Genomic DNA, 16,906 nt, shown 5'->3' with positions numbered 1-16,906 from the left:
GGTAGTACTGCTCGATGGGCAGCGTGCTCAGGTCCGGAGGCATGCCCTCGTTGCCCTGCACCTGTCCGAGCAGGTCCCCGATGGAGACGTTCCCGGGCAGGCGGTAGAGGGGCGTGTCCGAGCCCCTCTTGAGGGCCACCTCGCCATAGATGTCGATGGGGCCCAGGGCCGAGGAGAGATCGAGGCCGAAGCGGGGCTTGCGGCCGCGTTGGAGCACGGCATCCACGCCCAGCTCCGTCTGGCCGAGCACCACCTCGGCGCGCGCCGCACCGCCGACGCGACCGAGCGTGTTGGCGGGGCCGGCGTTGTCGAGCAGGCCGATGGCGTAGAAGTTCCAGCCCCTGGCCTCCCAAGGCATGTGCACCTTGAGCATGGTGGCGCCGGTGCGCGCGTCGAAGAGGGCGAGCGGATCCCTGCGCTGGGGGCTGAGGAAGTCGGTGGGGTTCCAGAAGCGCGAGGTGCCCCACTTCACGTGCTGCTTGCCGGCGGTGATGAAGAGCGTGCGGCCCAGGTCGAAGCGCAGCCAGGCCTGGTCGAGCAGCATGCGCGGGTCGGCAACGGCATTGGACACCGTCCCCGACGGGATGAAGCCGCCCGAGCCCTCCCGGCGGGTCGGGTCGAAGGTGAGCCGACCGAGGACGAAGCCGCGCAGCCGATCCGTGGGGCGGGCATCGAGGTAGCCGTCCACCAGCATGGGCGCGGAGAAGGAGGTGTTGCCGAAGGACACCCCCTCGTTCCCCTGGGTGAAGGCGCGCAGGTAGAAGCGGCCGCCGATCTTCAGCGGATCCTCGGTGGCCTCCTCCGTGTCGAAGGCGTTGGTGGCGGCCGGGCCGTTGAGGGCCTGCGTGTCGCGGTCCTGCTCGGTGCCCGCGGTGCTGGCGGTGGAGGCCGGGGTGGCCACCGTGTCCGGCGCGGTGGCCGGAGTGGCCGGAGTGGGCTCGGTGGAGTCACCGAAGAGGGAGCCCTCGTCGGGGCGGGCGGCGTCCTCCGGGGCGGGCTTCGCCTCCGGGGAGTCGCCGCCGAAGAGGTCGCCCTCGTTGGGCCGCTCCTGGGCGAGCGCGGGCAGCGTGACGAGCGCCGCGGCCAGGGCGAGGGTGGTGCGGGTGCTCATCGGCTTTTGCTCTCGAGCCAGGCCTTGGTGAAGATGTTGGCCTCCAGGGGGCGGAGGTCCACGGCCTTGATGACGACGACGGTGGAGTTGGCCTTCTCGACCTCGTCATAGAAGCGCATCTCCTGGGGGTACCAGACCTCGGCCTTCTTGGACTCGCTGTAGAGCTTCTGCCACTTGGGGTAGTAGCCCGTGCGCATCAGCCGGCCGGAGAGGGCGAGCTCCTGGCGCTTGAGGATGTTGGAGGTGTCCTTGTCCACCCAGAGCTTCACCACGGGGTAGGCCACGTCGAGGCCCGCCTTGGCCTTGAGGGTGAGCTTGTAGGTGGTGAACTTGCCCAGCTTCTCCTCGCCCTCGAAGGTGGGGTCGAACTCCTCGGCGAGGCGCGACTCGTCGAAGTCGGCGCGGCGGCTGTCGGTGCCGGCGATGCGCTCGCGCTCGGTGCGACGCTCCCACTTGCCGGTGTTGGGGTCGTAGCTCCAGAGGTTCTTCTCCATGCGCAGGTAGCCCTTGCCGGACTCACCCTTGGGCTTGGTGAAGAGGATCATCAGCTTGTCGTCGGTGTCGCGGCGGTAGATGACCGCCTCGCGCACGACGTCCGCTTTGTCCTTCTCCTTGGTCTCCATGTACATGAGCGACTTGTAGTCGCCACCGTTGCGCTGCCGGTCGTCGAGCGTCTCCAGCAGTTGCTTCATCTGGGCCGCGTCGAGGGCGAAGGCGGCGGGGGCGGACAGGAGCACCGCGGCCAGCGCGGCGCCGAGGAGGTTGCGCGAGGTCATGGTCATCACCCGATGTGGTGCATCGCCGTGACGGGCTTCATCCGCGCGGCGAGGAAGGAAGGAATCAGCGAGATGGCGGTGGTGCACAGCGTGATGAACGTGATGGCGCCCAGCACCGAGCCCGCGTTGACGACGAGGTGGAGCTTCTCGGACAGGATGAAGACCTGGACGGCCACCGGCACGGAGACGTCGGCGGCGTTGATGGCCATGCACACGCCCAGGCCAGCCGCGGCACCCACGGCGGTGCCGAGCAGCCCGAGCACGAGCGCCTCCAGGAGGAACATCACCAGCACGTAGCCGCGCTGCATGCCGATGGCGCGCAGGGTGCCGATCTCCCGGGTGCGCTCGCGGATGGCGATCCACAGCGTGTTCATGATGCCCACCGCGATGATGACGAGCAGCACGAAGGTGAGCACGCCGGTGAGGGCGTCCAGCGCGGACACGGTCCACTTGATGAAGGAGATCTCATCCTCCCAGTTGGTGACGTCCAGCTTCTGCCCCGTCCAGGCCTCGCGGTTGACGGTCTCGAACTTCATGAAGAAGGGCTGGGGGTTGTGCTCCATGACCTGGTAGCCCAGCTCGGGCAGGCGCTTGAAGAGGCGCGCCTGGACGGCGGGGATGGAGGACATGTCCTTGAGGTAGAGCATGAGGGCGCCGGTGGCGTCCTCGCGCAGCTGGTAGAGGCCGCGCAGGGTGGAGTTGGGCAGGTAGACGTTGAAGGAGCTGAGCATGCCCACATTGGTGGCGATGGCCGCCACGCGCACGTCCACGGTGTTGTTGGTGCCGCGCATGGTGGGGGCGGAGAGGGTGAGGCTGTCGCCCACCTTCACCTCAAGCTTCTTGGCCTGCTCCTCGAAGATGAGGATGGTGTTGGGCTGGGCCAGGTCCTCGAGCTTGCCCTCGCGCACCTGGACGACCTTGCGGAAGCCGCTCTCGGCGTCCACGTCGATGCCGCCCACGCCCACCTGCACGGAGCCGGACTCGCTGACGAGCTTCACCCAGCCGCGCGAGCGCTGCACGGAGTAGTCCAGCTCGGGCACCTCCTGGCGCAGCTGCTCCAGGAGCTTGGGGTAGCTGGTGACCACTGGAGCGGACTGGCCCGCCGTCACCTTGTAGAAGCCGGCCACGTTGACGTGCCCGGTCATCAGGGTGGTGGCGGACTCGAGCATCGTCGCCTTCATGCCATTGGACAGGCCCATGAGGATGACGAGCAGCGCCGTGACACCGGCGATGGCACCACCGAGCAGCAGCGTGCGGCGCTTGTGGGTGCCGAGGTTGCGGATTGCGATGAGGAGGAGCTGTTGCATGGCTTCACTCGTCCGTCTGCATCGCCTGGAGGGGCGAGACCCGGGTCGCGAGGAACGCGGGATAGAAGGTGGAGAGGGCGGACACCACGAGCACGATGATGAAGGCCTCCACGAGGTTGGACACGTGCAGGCTGGGGAAGAGTCGGGGCCCGGAGAAGAAGAAGTACAGCGCCTCGTTGCTGGCGGGGATGCCGACGCGGCCGAGCAGCTGCATGATGGCGCCGCCCACGGTGGCGCCCACCGTGCCGAACACGAGGCCGAGCACCAGGGTCTCGACCAGCACCATGTTCAGCACGAACGAGCGCTGCGCGCCGATGGCCCGCAGGGTGCCCACCTCGCGCACGCGCTGCAGCGTGGCCATCATCATCGCGTTGTTGATGATGACGAGCGCCACCACGAAGATGATGAAGACGGCGAAGTAGAGCACCAGCTTGGCCACCAGGACGAACTGGCCGATGAGGCCCGAGGCCTTCTGCCAGGAGATGACCCGCAGGGACAGCCCCGAGTCCTTCGCCGAGGTCTGCAGCTCGGCCATCGTCTGCTCGAGCTGCTCCGGGTCCTTGAGGATGATGGCGGCGCTGAGCACCACGCCGCTCTCGAGCTCCTGCTGGGTGTACACCCGGTTGGCCAGCTCCTCGCGGCGCAGCTTCTGGGCGAGGCCGTCGAGCTGCTGGTCCTCGTCGATGAGGCCGGGGGTGGCGTTGGCCACGAGGGAGGCAGTGCCCTCCTCGCCGAAGAGCGCCGACTCGGCGTCCTCGCGCTTCACCTCCTGCACGCCGCTGGCCTCCTGGAGCTTGTCCAGCTCGGCCTTCTTCTCCACGGTGAGGTAGCCGTACAGCTCCCGGAAGGACATGAGGTCCATCAGGTTGAGGGCCCCGGCCAGCGCGGACTTCTCCAGCCCGTCGAACTGGTAGGTGCCGTAGATCTTCACGTTCACGCTCTGCACATAGCCGGTGCGGGTGAAGGCGGAGATGGTGAGGTCGTCCCCGAGCCGGATGCGGTACAGGTCGAGCAGCGGCGCCAGCTCGGCGTAGAACTGCTGGTAGCGCGTGTCGAAGTTGGCGTCGTCCATGGTGAAGAAGACGGGCAGCAGCTTGCCCAGCTCCTGCTCCTGGCTGCCCAGCACGCGCTGGAGCCGCTCCACGGCCTGCTTCGTCTTGATGGGGTCGAGCTGGAAGAGGATCTCCCGCGTCTGCGTCTGGTTCTCCTTCACCCAGCGCTCGAGCTGCGGGTCCGAGGCGATCATCTTGTGGTTGAGAGTGCGCGCTTCCTTGATGAGGTCCAGCCGGCGCGCGGTCTTCAGCTTGAAGAACTCCTCGTAGGAGAACTTGGACAGGAGCATGCCGCGGCGGCCGGCGGGCACCGGCACGCCATCCACGATGCGCATGCGGTCGAAGGTTCCCTGGAAGTTGACCAGGTCGGTGCCCACGTAGCGGATGTAGAGCATGTCGCCATCCGTCACCTGCGGGGCGATGCGGTTCTCCAGGAACTCCAGCGAGCTGAACGGGTCCTTGTCGAAGTCCGCCCAGAAGGCCTCGGAGCGAGCGCGGGCCAGGGCCTCCACGTCCGCGAGGTCCGTGGCCTTGTTGTCCACGATCTCGCTGCGCCGCTTCATGTCCTCCTCGAGGAGGGAGATCATGTGGCGCACGTGCGACTGGATGCTGTGGATCTGCTCGCGCAGCTCGGGCGTCTCGCCCTGGGCGGCCTTCTTGTAGAGGTCGCGCAGGCGCGCCAGCGTCAGGTCCACCGTGTTGCCCGAGGTGATGAGGGCGCCGCTGGTGCCCATGGGCACCACGGTCTTCACGTTGGGGTGCTTGTGCGCCAGCTCCTTGATGCGCGAGAAGTCATCCACCGCGCCCACGTCCGCCTCGCCGCCCATCTGCCCGAAGAGGGCCAGCTCGTCCTTGGACTTGTCCGAGTACACCTGGAGGTGGCCGGCGACGCTGCCGATGATGCTGCGGCTCATCGCCTCGTCCATGCTGTCGACGAAGGCGCCGCCCACCACCACCAGCACGGTGCCGAAGAAGATGATGCCGCCGATGAGGATGTTGATCTTGCTGACGAACAGGTTGCGCAGGGCGACCTGGAGCAAGAGCTTGAGCTGACTCATCAGTGTCCCCCGGAGGAGGCCAGGGCCTGCTGGGCCTCGGCCGGGGTGATGCGGTCGAGGATCTTCCCGTCAGCCAGGCGCACCACCGCGTTCGCGTGGTTCATCACCTTGGCGTCGTGGGTGGAGAAGATGAAGGTGGTGCCCTCCTTGCGGTTGAGCTCCTTCATCAGGTCGATGATGTTCTGGCCGGTGACGGAGTCGAGGTTGGCGGTGGGCTCGTCGGCCAGCACCAGCTTGGGGCGGGTGACGAGCGCGCGCGCCACGGCCACGCGCTGGCGCTGACCGCCGGACAGCTCGTTGGGGCGGTGCTTGGCGTGCTTCTCCAGGCCCACCTGCTCCAGCAGGGTCATCACCCGCTCGCGGCGCTCGGTCGCGTTGAGCTTGCGCTGCAGCAGCAGGGGGAACTCGACGTTCTGGAAGACGCTGAGCACCGAGACCAGGTTGAAGCTCTGGAAGATGAACCCGATGGTGTGCAGGCGCAGGTTGGTGAGCTGGCGCTCGGAGAGCAGCTTGGTGTCCTGGCCATCGACCATCACCACGCCCGCGGTGGCCGTGTCCACGCAGCCGATCAGGTTGAGCGCCGTCGTCTTGCCACTGCCGGACGGGCCGGCGATGGAGATGAACTCGCCCGGGTACACCTCGAGGGTCACCCCTCGGAGCGCGGGCACCTGCACCTTGCCCAGGGAGTACGTCTTGGTGACGTCGGAGAGGGAGACGATCGGCTTGGCGCCGCCGGGTACGGCAGTGAGCTGGGTCATGGCGGGTGCGGTCCTTTCTACGAACCGGGGGAAGGAGGGAGGGGGCTAGCGGAGGGTGTTCCGGCGCGAGCGCGCGGAGGGAGAAGGGGAGGGGGCCTGGGTGCCGGGCTTGCGCGTGAAGCGGGCGCGCCAGCGTTCGGCGGCGCCGGCCAGCTCCTGGCGGTAGAAGTCGCAGAACTCCACCGCCTCTTGCAGCTTGTGGCGGTTGCGCAGCGCGGGCATGGCGAGCGCGTCCTGGCACAGCCCGGCCAGGGCGTCCATGGAGGAGGTCGCCAGCTCGAGCCGGTGATCCCAGCCCGCGCTGTTGAAGACGTAGTAGTGCCGGCGATCACCGGGGATGCTGGCCGGGTCCACGAGGCCGCTGGCCTGGAGCTGGCGGATGTTGGTGGACACCGAGGCCGGGCTCACCCGGAGCTGCTCGGCGAGCTCCCCGAGCGCCAGCGGCTTCTCGGTCAGCAGCAGCAGCCCGAGGATGCGGCCGCCGATGCGCGGCACGCCCTGGCGCTCGAAGAACAGGCCCATCGACTCGATGAACCGTTCCTCCTCGGCGCTCAACTCGTCCTGCGGCATGCGCGGCACCCCCGGAGCCCGGAAGTCGCGCACCATGTCCGCGTCTGGACATTCAGTCAATACTGAAGGAACTGATGCCTGGACCCCAGAGAGCCGGGGTGGATGTGCGCGACGGTGGCAGGCTGTCGCCCTCGGCACCGTGCGGGCCCGGGAGCTGCTCGTGACCTCGAAATGATGCTCGCGGCCTCGGGGTGAGGCCGCGAGCAGAGGGAGCATTCTCGCGGGGTGATTGCCTGCTTAATAGGTCTTCTCACCCTTGTGGCCGCTCATGTCGCCGGAGCCGCCCACGTCACCGCCCACGTCGCCGGAGCCGCCCACGTCGCCGCCCACGTCGCCGCCCACGTCACCGGAGCCGCCCAGGTCCTTGTCGATGGGCTGATCCAGGCCCGAGCCGCCCGTGTCACTGGGGGGCTGGTTGATGCCCGTGTCCGAGCCCATGCCGCTGCCACCCATGTTGGTGTCCAGCGAGATGCTCTTGGCCACGTTGTCCGTGCCCTGGATGTCGAAGCTGGCGCGGACCTGCTGGCCCTCCTTGAGATCCTTGACGTGCTTGACGGTGGGATCATCGATCTTGATGTTGCGGCCGACCTTGATCGGGATGATGCCGTTGTCGGTCCTCAGGTGGAGCAGGCTGCTGCTGCTCTTCACCACGGTGCCGGAGACTTGCTTCTCGCCCATCTGCTGGCTGGCGCCCATCTGGCCCTGCATCTGGCCGCTCTGGCCGGAGCCCATCTGACCGCTCTGGCCGGAGCCCATCTGGCCACTCTGGCCGGAGCCCATCTGGCCACTCTGCCCAGCACCCCCGTAGGCGTCACCGCCCAGCTGGCCACTCTGGGTCTGCGGGTTCTTGTTCTTGGTGTCGTCGTTCGCCAGCGCCATGCCAGAGCCCAGCAGCGCCACGGACGCGAACAGCCCCACAAGTTTCTTCGTCATGTGATGTCTCTCCTGGTCAGGCGGTGGCCGTGCCCCCCATGGCCGTGCCCCCCGCATGGAAAAACCTAGGTGCGGTGTGGGAATGGGACAGGGAGAGGTCGGGAAACGGGCGTGCTTGAGCCCTCCTCGGGCGTCTTGTGGTGGAACGTCGCTCTGCCTGGAGGGCAGGCAGCTTGAACCCGATAGGGCTTTTCCCCTACCGTCAGGGATATCCGACCGCGCTGGCCCCCTGGGCTGGCACAGACAGGAGACGCTTCCCACATGCCTCCGCCGTCCAAGCAGACCGCGAACGCCCCCGTCGAGCCGCTGCCCGCGCCCTCGTTTCCGGCCATCGAATCCTTCATCGAGCGCGCCTCCACCGAGGAGGTGCAGTCGCTCTTCGCCCCGGTGAAGAACGAGCTGGCCAACCTCAAGGGCCCCAAGGCGGAGCAGGCCAAGAAGGCCCAGACGGCCATCTCCCGCGCCGAGGAGCTGCTGGGGGTGCTGCTGGAGACGCGTGAGCGGCTCGTCGCCGAGTCCAAGGGTAAGGGCCGGAAATAACTGGCCTTTTTGGGATTTGATCGCCCTTTTCGTGGATCACACGCAACTGCGTCGGGCGATCACCGATAATTCAAGAGTGAGAGCGCCGGACCCCACCGGGCTCTGAACCTGGTCGTCCATTGCCTGGAGAAGAACCATGAGTGTTAAGGGAATCGACAGCTCGCTGAACATGCCGCGGATGTCCACCAACCTGACGACGGCCCGGGTGACCCCGGACACGAGCTTCGCGGCTCGCGTGCAGTCCGGCGTTGGCACCGCGGCCAATGTGGTGGCGGGCGGCGTGGGCATGGCGGCCAACCTGGTCCCCGGCGGCTCCGTGGTGTCCGCCGCGGTGTCCTCGCTGACCACCTTCAGCGGCTCGAGCGGCTCTGGCTCGGCCCCCTACGTCGGCGCGGCCCTGTCCTCGGGCGGCGTGCCCGCGAACACCACGGTGGGCGCCGGTGGCGGCATCCCGGGTGGCAGCACCGGCGGCACCGGCGGCGTCAACGTGGGCGGTAACAGCAACGTGGGCGGCGAGTTCAACGGCGAGATGCAGAGCATGTTCGCCGAGCAGAAGAAGCTCCTGGGCATGCAGATCTCCATGCAGAAGGAGAATCAGGTGTTCAGCACCATTTCCAACGTGCTGAAGACGCGGCACGATACGTCCAAGAACGCGATCGGCAACATCCGCTAACGCGGACGCTGTCGGTCTCTGGGGTCCGGGGTTCGGAGGGACGCGGTTGCTCCCTCCGGGCCGTCCCGGGCCAGAAAAGGAAGCGGACGTCACATGGCGGAGACTTCGGAGATCTCGGGCAGCCTCGTTCCCCTCGCTCGGCGTGAGGCAATGATCCTCCTCGAGGCGGGCTATCTGTGGCTCGACATGGGCCAGTTCGACAAGGCGCGTGAAATCTTCGCTGGAGCCGCGGTGCTGATGCCCAAGAGCGAGGTGCCGCAACTGGCGCTCGGTTCGCTCGAGTTCGCGCAGGGTCGGCACGACAAGGCGTTGCAAGCCTATCGGGCGGCCCAGCGGCTCGCCCCCAACTCCGGTCTACCGCGGGCACACGCCGGCGAGGCCCTGCTGTTCATGGGGAAGGTCCCGGAGGCGCTGAAGGAGCTGAAGGCCGCCATGGATCTGGAGCCCGAAGGTGACGGGGCGCGCCTGGCCAAGGCGCTGCTCGAGGCGAAGGAGGCGGGGGCCCTGCCTCCCGCCGCCGCGAAGAAGTAGGATGCGTTGACAGGAGGTCATGCCGATGTCGGTCGGTGGAGTTGGACGAGGCGGCGGAAAGGGACGTGCCGGGGGCGCCAAGGGGCCCGCCGGCAAGGCGCCAGCCGGCAAGGCAGGGGCGGCAGGTTTTGGTGGCGCGGTGGATCGCGCCGCGGGTCTGGTGGGACCATCCGGTGCGGTGGGTTCCAGCAACGTGCAGGGGCCTCAGGCCGCGGATCCCATCACCTCCCAGGCGCTTGCCATCGCCAAACAACTGAAGAACGGGGACTTCAAGAGCAAGGAAGAGGCGACGCGCAAGCTCGTCGCCGAAGTGCTCAAGGAGAAGCTGCGGATGAAGTCGTCGGCCTTGACCACCAAGATCGCCGACGCCCTGCAGGATGATCCCCGTCTGAATCAGGCCCTCGAGCGGTTGTGGTCGAAGGCTGAGTGAGCGGCGCTTGGGGCTCGGCGAAGACAAGAAGGTTCTCCTGGAGAAGTACGGCCCCTACGTGCGGTCGCTGGCGGCGACCGTGCGCAGGCAGTTCTCCGCCCAGCTCGAGCTCGACGAGCTCATCGCCTACGGTCAGATTGGCCTCCTGGAGGCGGCCGATCGGTTTGATCCCAAGGTAGGAGCCAACTTCCTCACCTTTGCCCACTACCGCATCAAGGGCGCCATCTACGATGGCCTGCGCAAGATGGGGGTGCTCAAGGGAGGCGATGCCCGCGCGGCCTATACGGGTGAGCGGGCCGCCGCGTATCTGGGAAATCTTTCGGATCGCGAGCAGGGAGGAGGCAACCGCGGGGGGTCCATTGACGATGATGTCATGGATATCTCCAACGCGGTGGCGGGGCTGGCGATGGTGTTCGCCACCAGCCTCGAAGGTGCGGACACGCTGGGCATCTCGGACGAGTCCCTGCCGGCGGATCAACGGCTGGAGCTCGAGCAGCAGCGGGTGAGGGTGAGGGCGGCCATCGAGCAGTTGCCGGAGAAGGAGCGCCGGCTGCTACAGGGCTACTACTTCCAGGGCAAGACGCTGGAAGAGGCGGGAGCGGAGATCGGGCAGTCGAAGAGCTGGGCGTCTCGTCTGCACGCGCGGGCGATCGAACGGCTCAAGGAACTGTTGAACGAGGAGGACTCTTCCTCCCCTGAGGATTCAAGGAGGCAATCAAATGGCGGGTCCGATGGCCGGCGTCTCGGCAGCTCAGGTCGCCCAGCAGAAGGTGCAGGATCAGGGCGCCCAGCAGGTCAACAAGCAGGGGGCCTCGAAGTTCGACGCGGCCCTCGCTAACAAGGCTCAGGGCCCGGAGCAGGCCCAGGCGGCTCAGGCGGCCCAGGCCACCCAGCGCACCGAGCAGGTGCGTCAGGCCGAGGCCGTCAACAAGACGGAGAAGGCGGCGCTCAACAAGGTGAACACCGCTGGCCAGGAGCCCGCCACCGCGCGCGGCGCCGAGGCCGTCACCGGCAAGCAGGAGGCGAGCAAGAGCGGCAGCATGCTCTCGCACGTCGTCAGCGAGCTGGAGCAGGGCCAGCTCAACATGGAGAAGCTCATCAAGGCCGGCGCCTCGGGGAAGAACTTCTCCAACGCCGAGCTCATCTCGCTCCAGGCGGGTATGTACAAGTACACCCAGGAGCTGGACCTGACGAGCAAGGTGGTCGAGAAGGCCACCAGCGGTCTCAAGGACACCCTGAAGACCCAAGTGTAGCAAGCGGCCGGCCTCGCCGGTCCCCCAGAAGGGCGTCTCCTCCGAGTGGGAGGGGGCGCCCTTTCGCGTTTTCCCGCCTCTTTCCGGGTTGGGTCTTGTTGGAAACAAGGCGCCACATCTAAGCTAGGACCGCCCATGACGCTCCGACCGTACGCGCTCGCCGCCCTCCTCGCCCTCGTGCTGGGGACTGGCTGCTCCATCGACCTGCAGCACGATCTCACTGAGCAGGACGCCAATGAGATCTACGTGCTGCTCAGCAAGAACGGCATCGCCGCCACCAAGATGAAGGAAGAAGGCGGCAACGAGCTGCGCTTCCGCATCGTGGTCCCCAAGGCGGACGCCGCCCAGGCCGCGGAGCTGCTGCGGGCGTACTCGCTGCCGCGCCCGATGGAGAAGGGGCTGAGCCACTTCGCCAAGGGAGGCATGGTGCCCACCGCCACCGAGGAGCGCGCCATGCTGCTCAAGTCGCTCGGCGGTGAGGTGTCCAACGCGCTCAACCAGATCGACGGCGTGCTGGAGGCCCGGGTCATCGTGATGATCCCGGAGAACAACGACCTGACGCAGCCGGAGAACAAGCCGATGCCCTCCTCGTCGGTGTTCATCAAGTACCGGCCCGGCCCGAAGAACCAGCCGCCCATCCAGGCGGAGGACGTGCGCAAGTTCGTCTCCACGTCGGTGCCGGAGCTGAAGCCCGAAGCGGTGACGGTGCTGCTGACGGCCGCGGTCGCCCCCGACGCCGAGGTGAGCGCCGAGAGCCGCCTGCAGGACGTGATGGGCATGCGCATGACGGCGGCCAGCGTGGGCCAGTTCCGCATGATGGCCGGCGTGGCCGTGCTGATCATCCTGGCCTCCATCGGCCTGTCGGCGTGGACGCTGATGCGCGGCGGTGGTGGCGCCGCCACGGCCCGGGCCCGCTCCAAGCAGTGACCGTCGTTTCCCTGGAACGTCTCTCTCCCGCGGGGTGACCGTTGGACCAGTTCTTCACCTCGCTGAGCAAGCGACAGACGATGATGCTGCTGACCGCCATTACCTTCGGCGGTCAGGAGGGCATCAGCGCGCTGGAGCACCTGCCCGAGGATGAGGCGGAGCTGCTCCAGCACCGGGCGCAGGAGATCTCCCAGATTCCGCGCGAGAAGCGCATCCCGCTGATGGTCCAGGAGATCAAGCGGCTGGTGCGGGATCGGCGCGGGCAGCTGTGGAGCGCGGATCCGGAGCGTCTGGCGGGCCTGCTCAAGCGCGAGCGCTTCGCCGTGGTGGAAGTGGTGCTGCGCGCGCTGCCGGCGACGCTGGCGGACGCGGTGCGCTCCCACCTGCCGTCCACCGGGCGGGTGAAGTTCACGCGCGAGGTCCGGCCCCAGGTGCTGGACATCGTGCGCTGGAAGCTGGAGGAGCTGCTCGCGCGCGAGTCCGCGGCGCACGTGCCCTTCAAGTTCACCGACGTGCTGTTGCTGCAGACGCGTGAGCTGCTCACCGTGTGTGATCGGCTGGGGGCGCGTGTGCTGGGGCCGGCGCTGGCGGGCCTGCCGGACGCCGAGCGGGAGCCGGCCTTCGCGGCACTGCCGCCGCACCTGCGCCAGCTCGCCACGCGGGCTGTGTCGGCCAATGCCCCGCGCAAGCTCGCCGAGGAGGACGCCAAGGCGCAGCTCGAGCAGTACGGGGGCCTGCAGAGCCTGGCCGCCGCCATCCGGGGAGCCGGTGCGCACCGGTTGGCGCGCGCGAGCGTGGCCCAGTCCCCCGAGTTCGCGGCACGCCTGCTGGAGAAGCATCGCGGTGAGTTCGGGCAGGTCCTCGGCAAGTGGATTCGCGAGGAGCGCGCCAAGCCGACGAGCCGCGGCGATGGTGGCCGCACGGACATCGTCACGGACCTGGAGCGGCTCGCGGCCCGAGGCCTCATCGAGCGCCCGGTCCGGGTCACTCCGGCGCGTCCGCCCTCACTGGGTCCTCCTCCGGCCGTGGGCAAGCCGGCGGCGCCTCCTCAGGCGCGGGGTCCGTCCATGTCGCGGGAGATGCGCGCGGGGGCCACTTCCGAGCCCTCCTCCGTCCGGCGCTCCCTGTCCTCCCAGTCAGTGGCGGGCGTGCGGAGGGATCCCATCGCCGATCGCGAGGCGCGCCGGGCGGGGGCCATGGGCCCGGGCTACGCGGGACGTCAGCAGGAGGACGCGGCGGACTCCTCGCGGGTGAGTCGGGTGGCTCAGCGGAAGGATCGGCAGGAGCCGTCCCTGGCGCGGGAGCCCACTGGAGTCCGGAGCGGGCCGGCACCGACGCGGGGCCCCACCCGGTCTCGCGTCGACGAGCCGGTCGCCGCGGAGCCGGAGGGCTCGCGCGTCTTCCGCTCCCCGGTGGCGCGCACGCACAGCCGGAGCGCCGTGTCCCGCGTCGAGCCCGAGGTGGAGTCCGAGCGCCCGCCGCGGGTGGTGGGCACCAATACCTCCCCGCCAGCCGTGACAGGGGAGGGGACGAGCGTTCAGCGGCGCTCTCGGCCGGGTGTACAGGGTACGAGTGGGCGTGGACCGCGGGGCGGAACGCGCTAGCATCCCGCTGACAAGGAGCTTTCGATGGCGATCGGCAAGGTGATCAAGGGCGATTCGGCGGCCGAGTCGCTGCCCAGCGGGGATCGGCCGGCATTGCGTCCGCCACCGCGCGCGGGCGTGATGAACGCCGAGGTCTTCGATGCCCGGCAGACGGCCCAGGGCATCATCGAGGAGGCGCAGCGGGAGAAGGAGCGCATCCTCGCGGAGGCCCAGAAGGAGCGCGAGGACGTGCTGGCCAAGGCGCGCGAGCAGGGCAAGCAGGAGGGAATGGCCCAGTCCACGGAGCTCATCCTCCGCGCGAAGATGCAGGCCGGGGACATCCTGGCCCGGCAGGAGCAGGACGTGGTCGCCCTGGCGTGCAAGATCGCCGAGAAGATCATCGGCCGCGACGTGGAGCGAGACCCGACGCTGCTGGCGGACATCTGTGCCAAGGCCATCGAGGAGCTGCGCAACGCTCGGGCGGTGGTGCTCCGGGTGAATCCCAAGTCGGCGGCGGTGCTGCGCGCTCGCAAGGCGGAGCTGATGGAGCTCATCGGCCGGGCGGTGGACGTGGCCATCCGCGAGGACCCGGATGTGGCCCCGGTGGGCTGCATCGTGCAGACGGAGTTCGGCACGGTGGACGCGCAACTGCCCACCCAGTTCGAGATGCTGCAGAACGTGCTGTTCCCGGAGCAGGGCAAGAAAGAGGGCCCTCCGTAGCCATGGCGATCGATCTCTCGCGCTACTCCGCGCTGATCAAGGAAGCGCCGCTGTACCGGGTGCGTGGCCGCGTCACCGAGCTGACGGGTCTGGTCATCAAGGCGAGCGTGCCCGGCGTGCGCGTGGGCGAGCTGGTCATCATCAAGGGCCACGGCAGCCGCGGCTCCGTGAAGGCCGAGGTGGTGGGCTTCCAGGGCGACGAGGTGATGCTCATGCCCCTGGGCGAGCTGTACGGCATCGGTCCGGACAGCGAGGTCATCCCCACCGGCAGGCCCCTCTCCATCAAGTGCGGGGATGGGCTGCTGGGCCGCGTGCTCAATGGCATTGGCGAGCCCATGGACGGCAGTCCGCTGCCCGAGGGCCTGTTCGACTGGTCGGTGGACCGCGACTGTCCGGACCCCTTCAAGCGCCAGCGCATCGAACGCCCGCTGCCACTCGGGGTGCGCTGCATCGACGGACTGCTCACCGTGGGCGAGGGCCAGCGCGTGGGCCTCTTCGCCGGCTCCGGCGTCGGCAAGTCCACGTTGATGGGGCAGATCGCCCGCAACACCAAAGCGGACCTGTGCGTGGTGGCGCTGATCGGCGAGCGTGGTCGCGAGGTTCGCGAGTTCATCGAGGACGCCATGGGCGAGGAGGGCATGAAGCGCTCCGTGCTGGTGTGCGCCACCTCGGACCAGCCCAGCCTCGTGCGTCTGCGCGCCGCCTACGTGGCCACGGCCATCGCCGAGTACTTCCGCGAGCGCGGCGGCAACGTGCTCTTCATGCTCGACACGGTGACGCGTCTGGCCCGTGCCCAGCGTGAAATCGGCCTCGCCATCGGTGAGCCCCCGGCCCGCCAGGGCTACCCGCCGAGCGTGTTCTCCATGCTGCCGCGCATCCTCGAGCGCACGGGCAACTCGGACAAGGGCAAGTGCACCGCCATCTACACCTGCCTCGTGGCCGGCGGTGACATGGAAGAGCCCATCGCCGACGAGGTCCGCGGTATTCTCGACGGCCACTTCATCCTCAACCGTGCCCTGGGCGAGCGCAACCAGTGGCCCGCCATGGACGTGCTCGCCAGCCTCTCCCGTGTGATGAGCGGCATCGTCTCCAAGGAGCACAAGAAGGCGGCGGGCAAGCTGCGCGAGACGCTCTCCACGTACGAGAAGCAGCGCGACCTCATCCTCCTGGGTGCCTACCAGTACGGGACGGACCCCCGGACGGACTACGCCATCGACAAGTACGACGCCATCATCGACTTCCTCAAACAGGACACCCACTCCAACAGTGGTTTCGAGGAGACGGTCGAGCAGCTCATCGCCCTCTTCGCCGACTGAACCGCGGGGAGTGACGCGGGGGGGGCGTTCCGGAGTAGGATGCGGGCACCATGCCCCCCTACCGGTTGCAGGTCCTGCTCGAGATGCGCGAGCGCGCGAAGGAGGAGGCCGAGCAGGCCTTCTCCAACGCCGTCAAGGCGCTGGAAAAGGAGAAGGCCGAGCAGAAGCGGCTCGAGCTGGAGCTTGAGACGCGCAAGGCCGAGCGCAAGCAGAAGGTGCTGGCCTACTCCCAACAAGTCATGGCCAAGGGCGCCGGCATCAACGGCCTCACCATGATGAACCGCTACGAGGAGCGCCTCAAGGACGAGGAGGCCCAGGTCGCCCTGGAGATCGAGCGGCAGAAGGAGGCCGTCAAGGTCGCCGAGCGGCTGGTGGAGCAGCGGCGGCGGGAGATGGCGGAGGCGGCCAAGGAGCTCAAGGCCATCGAGAAGCACAAGGAGACCTGGCAGAAGCAGCTCCGGGCCGAGCGACAGGCCAAGGAGGAGCTGAACCAGGAGGAAATCGGGAACACCTTGTTCCTGATGCGCCAGCGCAAGTAACCTCGGGGTCCCCCAGGCGGTGTGACGCGATGAGCCGAGTCGAAGACGATCGTCAGGCACAGAAGGCCGCGGAGCGGCTCGTCCAGGAGAAGCGTCTCCAGGAGTCCAAGAACAAGCAGCGCACGGAGGGCGAGAACGCCTTCTCCAAGCTCGTCCAGCAGCAGAAGGCTCCCCAGGCCCAGCAGCAGCAGCAGGGCATCGGGAAGTCGGTCCTGGCACGCCTGCAGCAGGAGGCGAAGACGGAGCAGCGCGGGGATACCCAGCGCACCCTGCACCGCCAGACGGACAAGGCCCAGGGCGAGCGCACCCAGCAGGCGCGCACGGGCGAGGGCGAGCGGCTGACGCAAGGGCGCCAGACGGACTCGGCCCAGACGAGCCAGGCGACCCAGAGCCGGCAGAACGACCATGGCGTGGTGCACACGCGCGCCGAGTCGCGCCTCGCGGACGCGAAGACGACCGACGATGCCCTGGGCGAGCGCGGCGAGGCGCTGAGCAAGGGCAGCGAGAACGCGGCGGCCGGCTCCCAGGCGGGTCGGAGCAAGGGCGCCCTCAAGGCGGACGCGGACGGCGGCGGCAAGGGCGGCGGGGAGGGGAAGGACAAGAAGGACGGCGCGCCGGAGCTGGCCGCTGGCTTCCGCTTCAACCCCGCGCTGATGGCGCCCGTGCCGGTGGCCAAGCCCAAGCCGGGCGCGGGCTCCGAGCGGCTGCGCGCCATCGCCAACGAGATCGCCCAGAAGATCGTCGAGCGGGTGCGGGTAGGCACCAATGCCGCGGGCCACGCGGAGTTCCAGATCGACCTCCGGGGCGACGTGCTCAGCGGCCTGTCCAT

The 16,906-nt window shown here is 68.4% G+C and carries 18 protein-coding genes and 1 pseudogene; 12 read left to right on the top strand and 7 right to left on the bottom strand.

Annotation, left to right across the window (positions count from 1 at the left end; all coding sequences use genetic code 11):
• The 7 genes and pseudogenes from VF697_RS34045 to VF697_RS34015 form a co-directional block, all read right to left on the bottom strand.
• Positions 1-1,111 (bottom strand): annotated as a pseudogene (locus VF697_RS34045) (hypothetical protein); the annotation flags it as partial.
• Positions 1,108-1,887 carry an outer membrane lipoprotein-sorting protein gene (locus tag VF697_RS34040; protein ID WP_331101586.1) on the bottom strand — a complete coding sequence of 260 codons (780 nt, stop codon included), beginning with the start codon at positions 1,885-1,887 and terminating at the stop codon, positions 1,108-1,110. The pseudogene VF697_RS34045 and the gene VF697_RS34040, both read right to left, overlap by 4 nt.
• Positions 1,888-1,892: 5 nt before the next feature.
• Positions 1,893-3,194 carry an ABC transporter permease gene (locus VF697_RS34035; protein WP_331101584.1) on the bottom strand — a complete coding sequence of 434 codons (1,302 nt, stop codon included), beginning with the start codon at positions 3,192-3,194 and terminating at the stop codon, positions 1,893-1,895.
• A 4-nt stretch (positions 3,195-3,198) separates the two neighbouring features.
• Positions 3,199-5,304: an FtsX-like permease family protein gene (locus VF697_RS34030; protein WP_331101582.1), complete on the bottom strand. Its 2,106-nt coding sequence runs from the start codon at positions 5,302-5,304 to the stop codon at positions 3,199-3,201.
• Positions 5,304-6,062 carry an ABC transporter ATP-binding protein gene (locus VF697_RS34025; RefSeq protein ID WP_331101580.1) on the bottom strand — a complete coding sequence of 253 codons (759 nt, stop codon included), beginning with the start codon at positions 6,060-6,062 and terminating at the stop codon, positions 5,304-5,306. The genes VF697_RS34030 and VF697_RS34025 overlap by 1 nt, the downstream gene beginning before the upstream one ends.
• 45 nt (positions 6,063-6,107) lie before the next feature.
• The gene (locus VF697_RS34020; protein ID WP_331101578.1) at positions 6,108-6,668 is read right to left on the bottom strand and encodes a GbsR/MarR family transcriptional regulator; all 561 of its coding nucleotides are present in this window, start codon (positions 6,666-6,668) and stop codon (positions 6,108-6,110) included.
• Between the two features lie 201 nt (positions 6,669-6,869).
• Entirely contained in the window at positions 6,870-7,565 is a 696-nt protein-coding gene (locus VF697_RS34015) for a hypothetical protein (protein ID WP_331101576.1), read from the bottom strand.
• 261 nt (positions 7,566-7,826) lie between these two features.
• Between VF697_RS34015 and VF697_RS34010 the strand changes: the two genes are divergently transcribed.
• The 12 genes from VF697_RS34010 to VF697_RS33955 form a co-directional block, all read left to right on the top strand.
• The gene (locus tag VF697_RS34010) at positions 7,827-8,105 is read left to right on the top strand and encodes a hypothetical protein (protein WP_331101574.1); all 279 of its coding nucleotides are present in this window, start codon (positions 7,827-7,829) and stop codon (positions 8,103-8,105) included.
• A 136-nt stretch (positions 8,106-8,241) separates the two neighbouring features.
• Positions 8,242-8,778 (top strand): hypothetical protein, encoded by a 537-nt coding sequence (locus VF697_RS34005; protein ID WP_331101572.1) that lies wholly within the window; start codon positions 8,242-8,244, stop codon positions 8,776-8,778.
• Positions 8,779-8,871: 93 nt separating this feature from the next.
• Entirely contained in the window at positions 8,872-9,309 is a 438-nt protein-coding gene (locus VF697_RS34000) for a tetratricopeptide repeat protein (protein ID WP_331101570.1), read from the top strand.
• Between the two features lie 25 nt (positions 9,310-9,334).
• A complete protein-coding gene (locus tag VF697_RS33995; protein ID WP_331101588.1) occupies positions 9,335-9,739 on the top strand; it encodes a hypothetical protein in 405 nt (134 codons plus the stop codon).
• 7 nt (positions 9,740-9,746) lie between these two features.
• Positions 9,747-10,577 carry a sigma-70 family RNA polymerase sigma factor gene (locus VF697_RS33990; RefSeq protein ID WP_331101568.1) on the top strand — a complete coding sequence of 277 codons (831 nt, stop codon included), beginning with the start codon at positions 9,747-9,749 and terminating at the stop codon, positions 10,575-10,577.
• A complete protein-coding gene (locus VF697_RS33985) occupies positions 10,510-10,992 on the top strand; it encodes an ATP-dependent helicase HrpB (protein ID WP_331101566.1) in 483 nt (160 codons plus the stop codon). The genes VF697_RS33990 and VF697_RS33985 overlap by 68 nt, the downstream gene beginning before the upstream one ends.
• Before the next feature lie 135 nt (positions 10,993-11,127).
• Positions 11,128-11,919, top strand: a complete 792-nt coding sequence (locus VF697_RS33980) for a type III secretion protein (RefSeq protein WP_331101564.1) — start codon at positions 11,128-11,130, stop codon at positions 11,917-11,919.
• A 41-nt stretch (positions 11,920-11,960) separates the two neighbouring features.
• Entirely contained in the window at positions 11,961-13,523 is a 1,563-nt protein-coding gene (locus tag VF697_RS33975) for a hypothetical protein (RefSeq protein ID WP_331101562.1), read from the top strand.
• Positions 13,524-13,547: 24 nt separating this feature from the next.
• The gene (locus tag VF697_RS33970) at positions 13,548-14,222 is read left to right on the top strand and encodes a FliH/SctL family protein (protein ID WP_331101560.1); all 675 of its coding nucleotides are present in this window, start codon (positions 13,548-13,550) and stop codon (positions 14,220-14,222) included.
• 2 nt (positions 14,223-14,224) lie between these two features.
• Positions 14,225-15,538: a type III secretion system ATPase SctN gene (gene sctN, locus VF697_RS33965; RefSeq protein WP_331101558.1), complete on the top strand. Its 1,314-nt coding sequence runs from the start codon at positions 14,225-14,227 to the stop codon at positions 15,536-15,538.
• A 50-nt stretch (positions 15,539-15,588) separates the two neighbouring features.
• Positions 15,589-16,077: a flagellar assembly protein FliH gene (locus VF697_RS33960; protein WP_331101557.1), complete on the top strand. Its 489-nt coding sequence runs from the start codon at positions 15,589-15,591 to the stop codon at positions 16,075-16,077.
• Between the two features lie 29 nt (positions 16,078-16,106).
• A partial coding sequence (locus VF697_RS33955) for a flagellar hook-length control protein FliK (RefSeq protein ID WP_331101555.1) occupies positions 16,107-16,906 on the top strand: 800 nt, incomplete at its 3' end.

The organism is Archangium sp. (assembly GCF_036388035.1).
In the GTDB taxonomy this organism is placed as follows: domain Bacteria; phylum Myxococcota; class Myxococcia; order Myxococcales; family Myxococcaceae; genus Archangium.
Note: the sequence above shows the minus strand (reverse complement) of the source record. Positions and strands in the feature narration are given on the sequence as shown.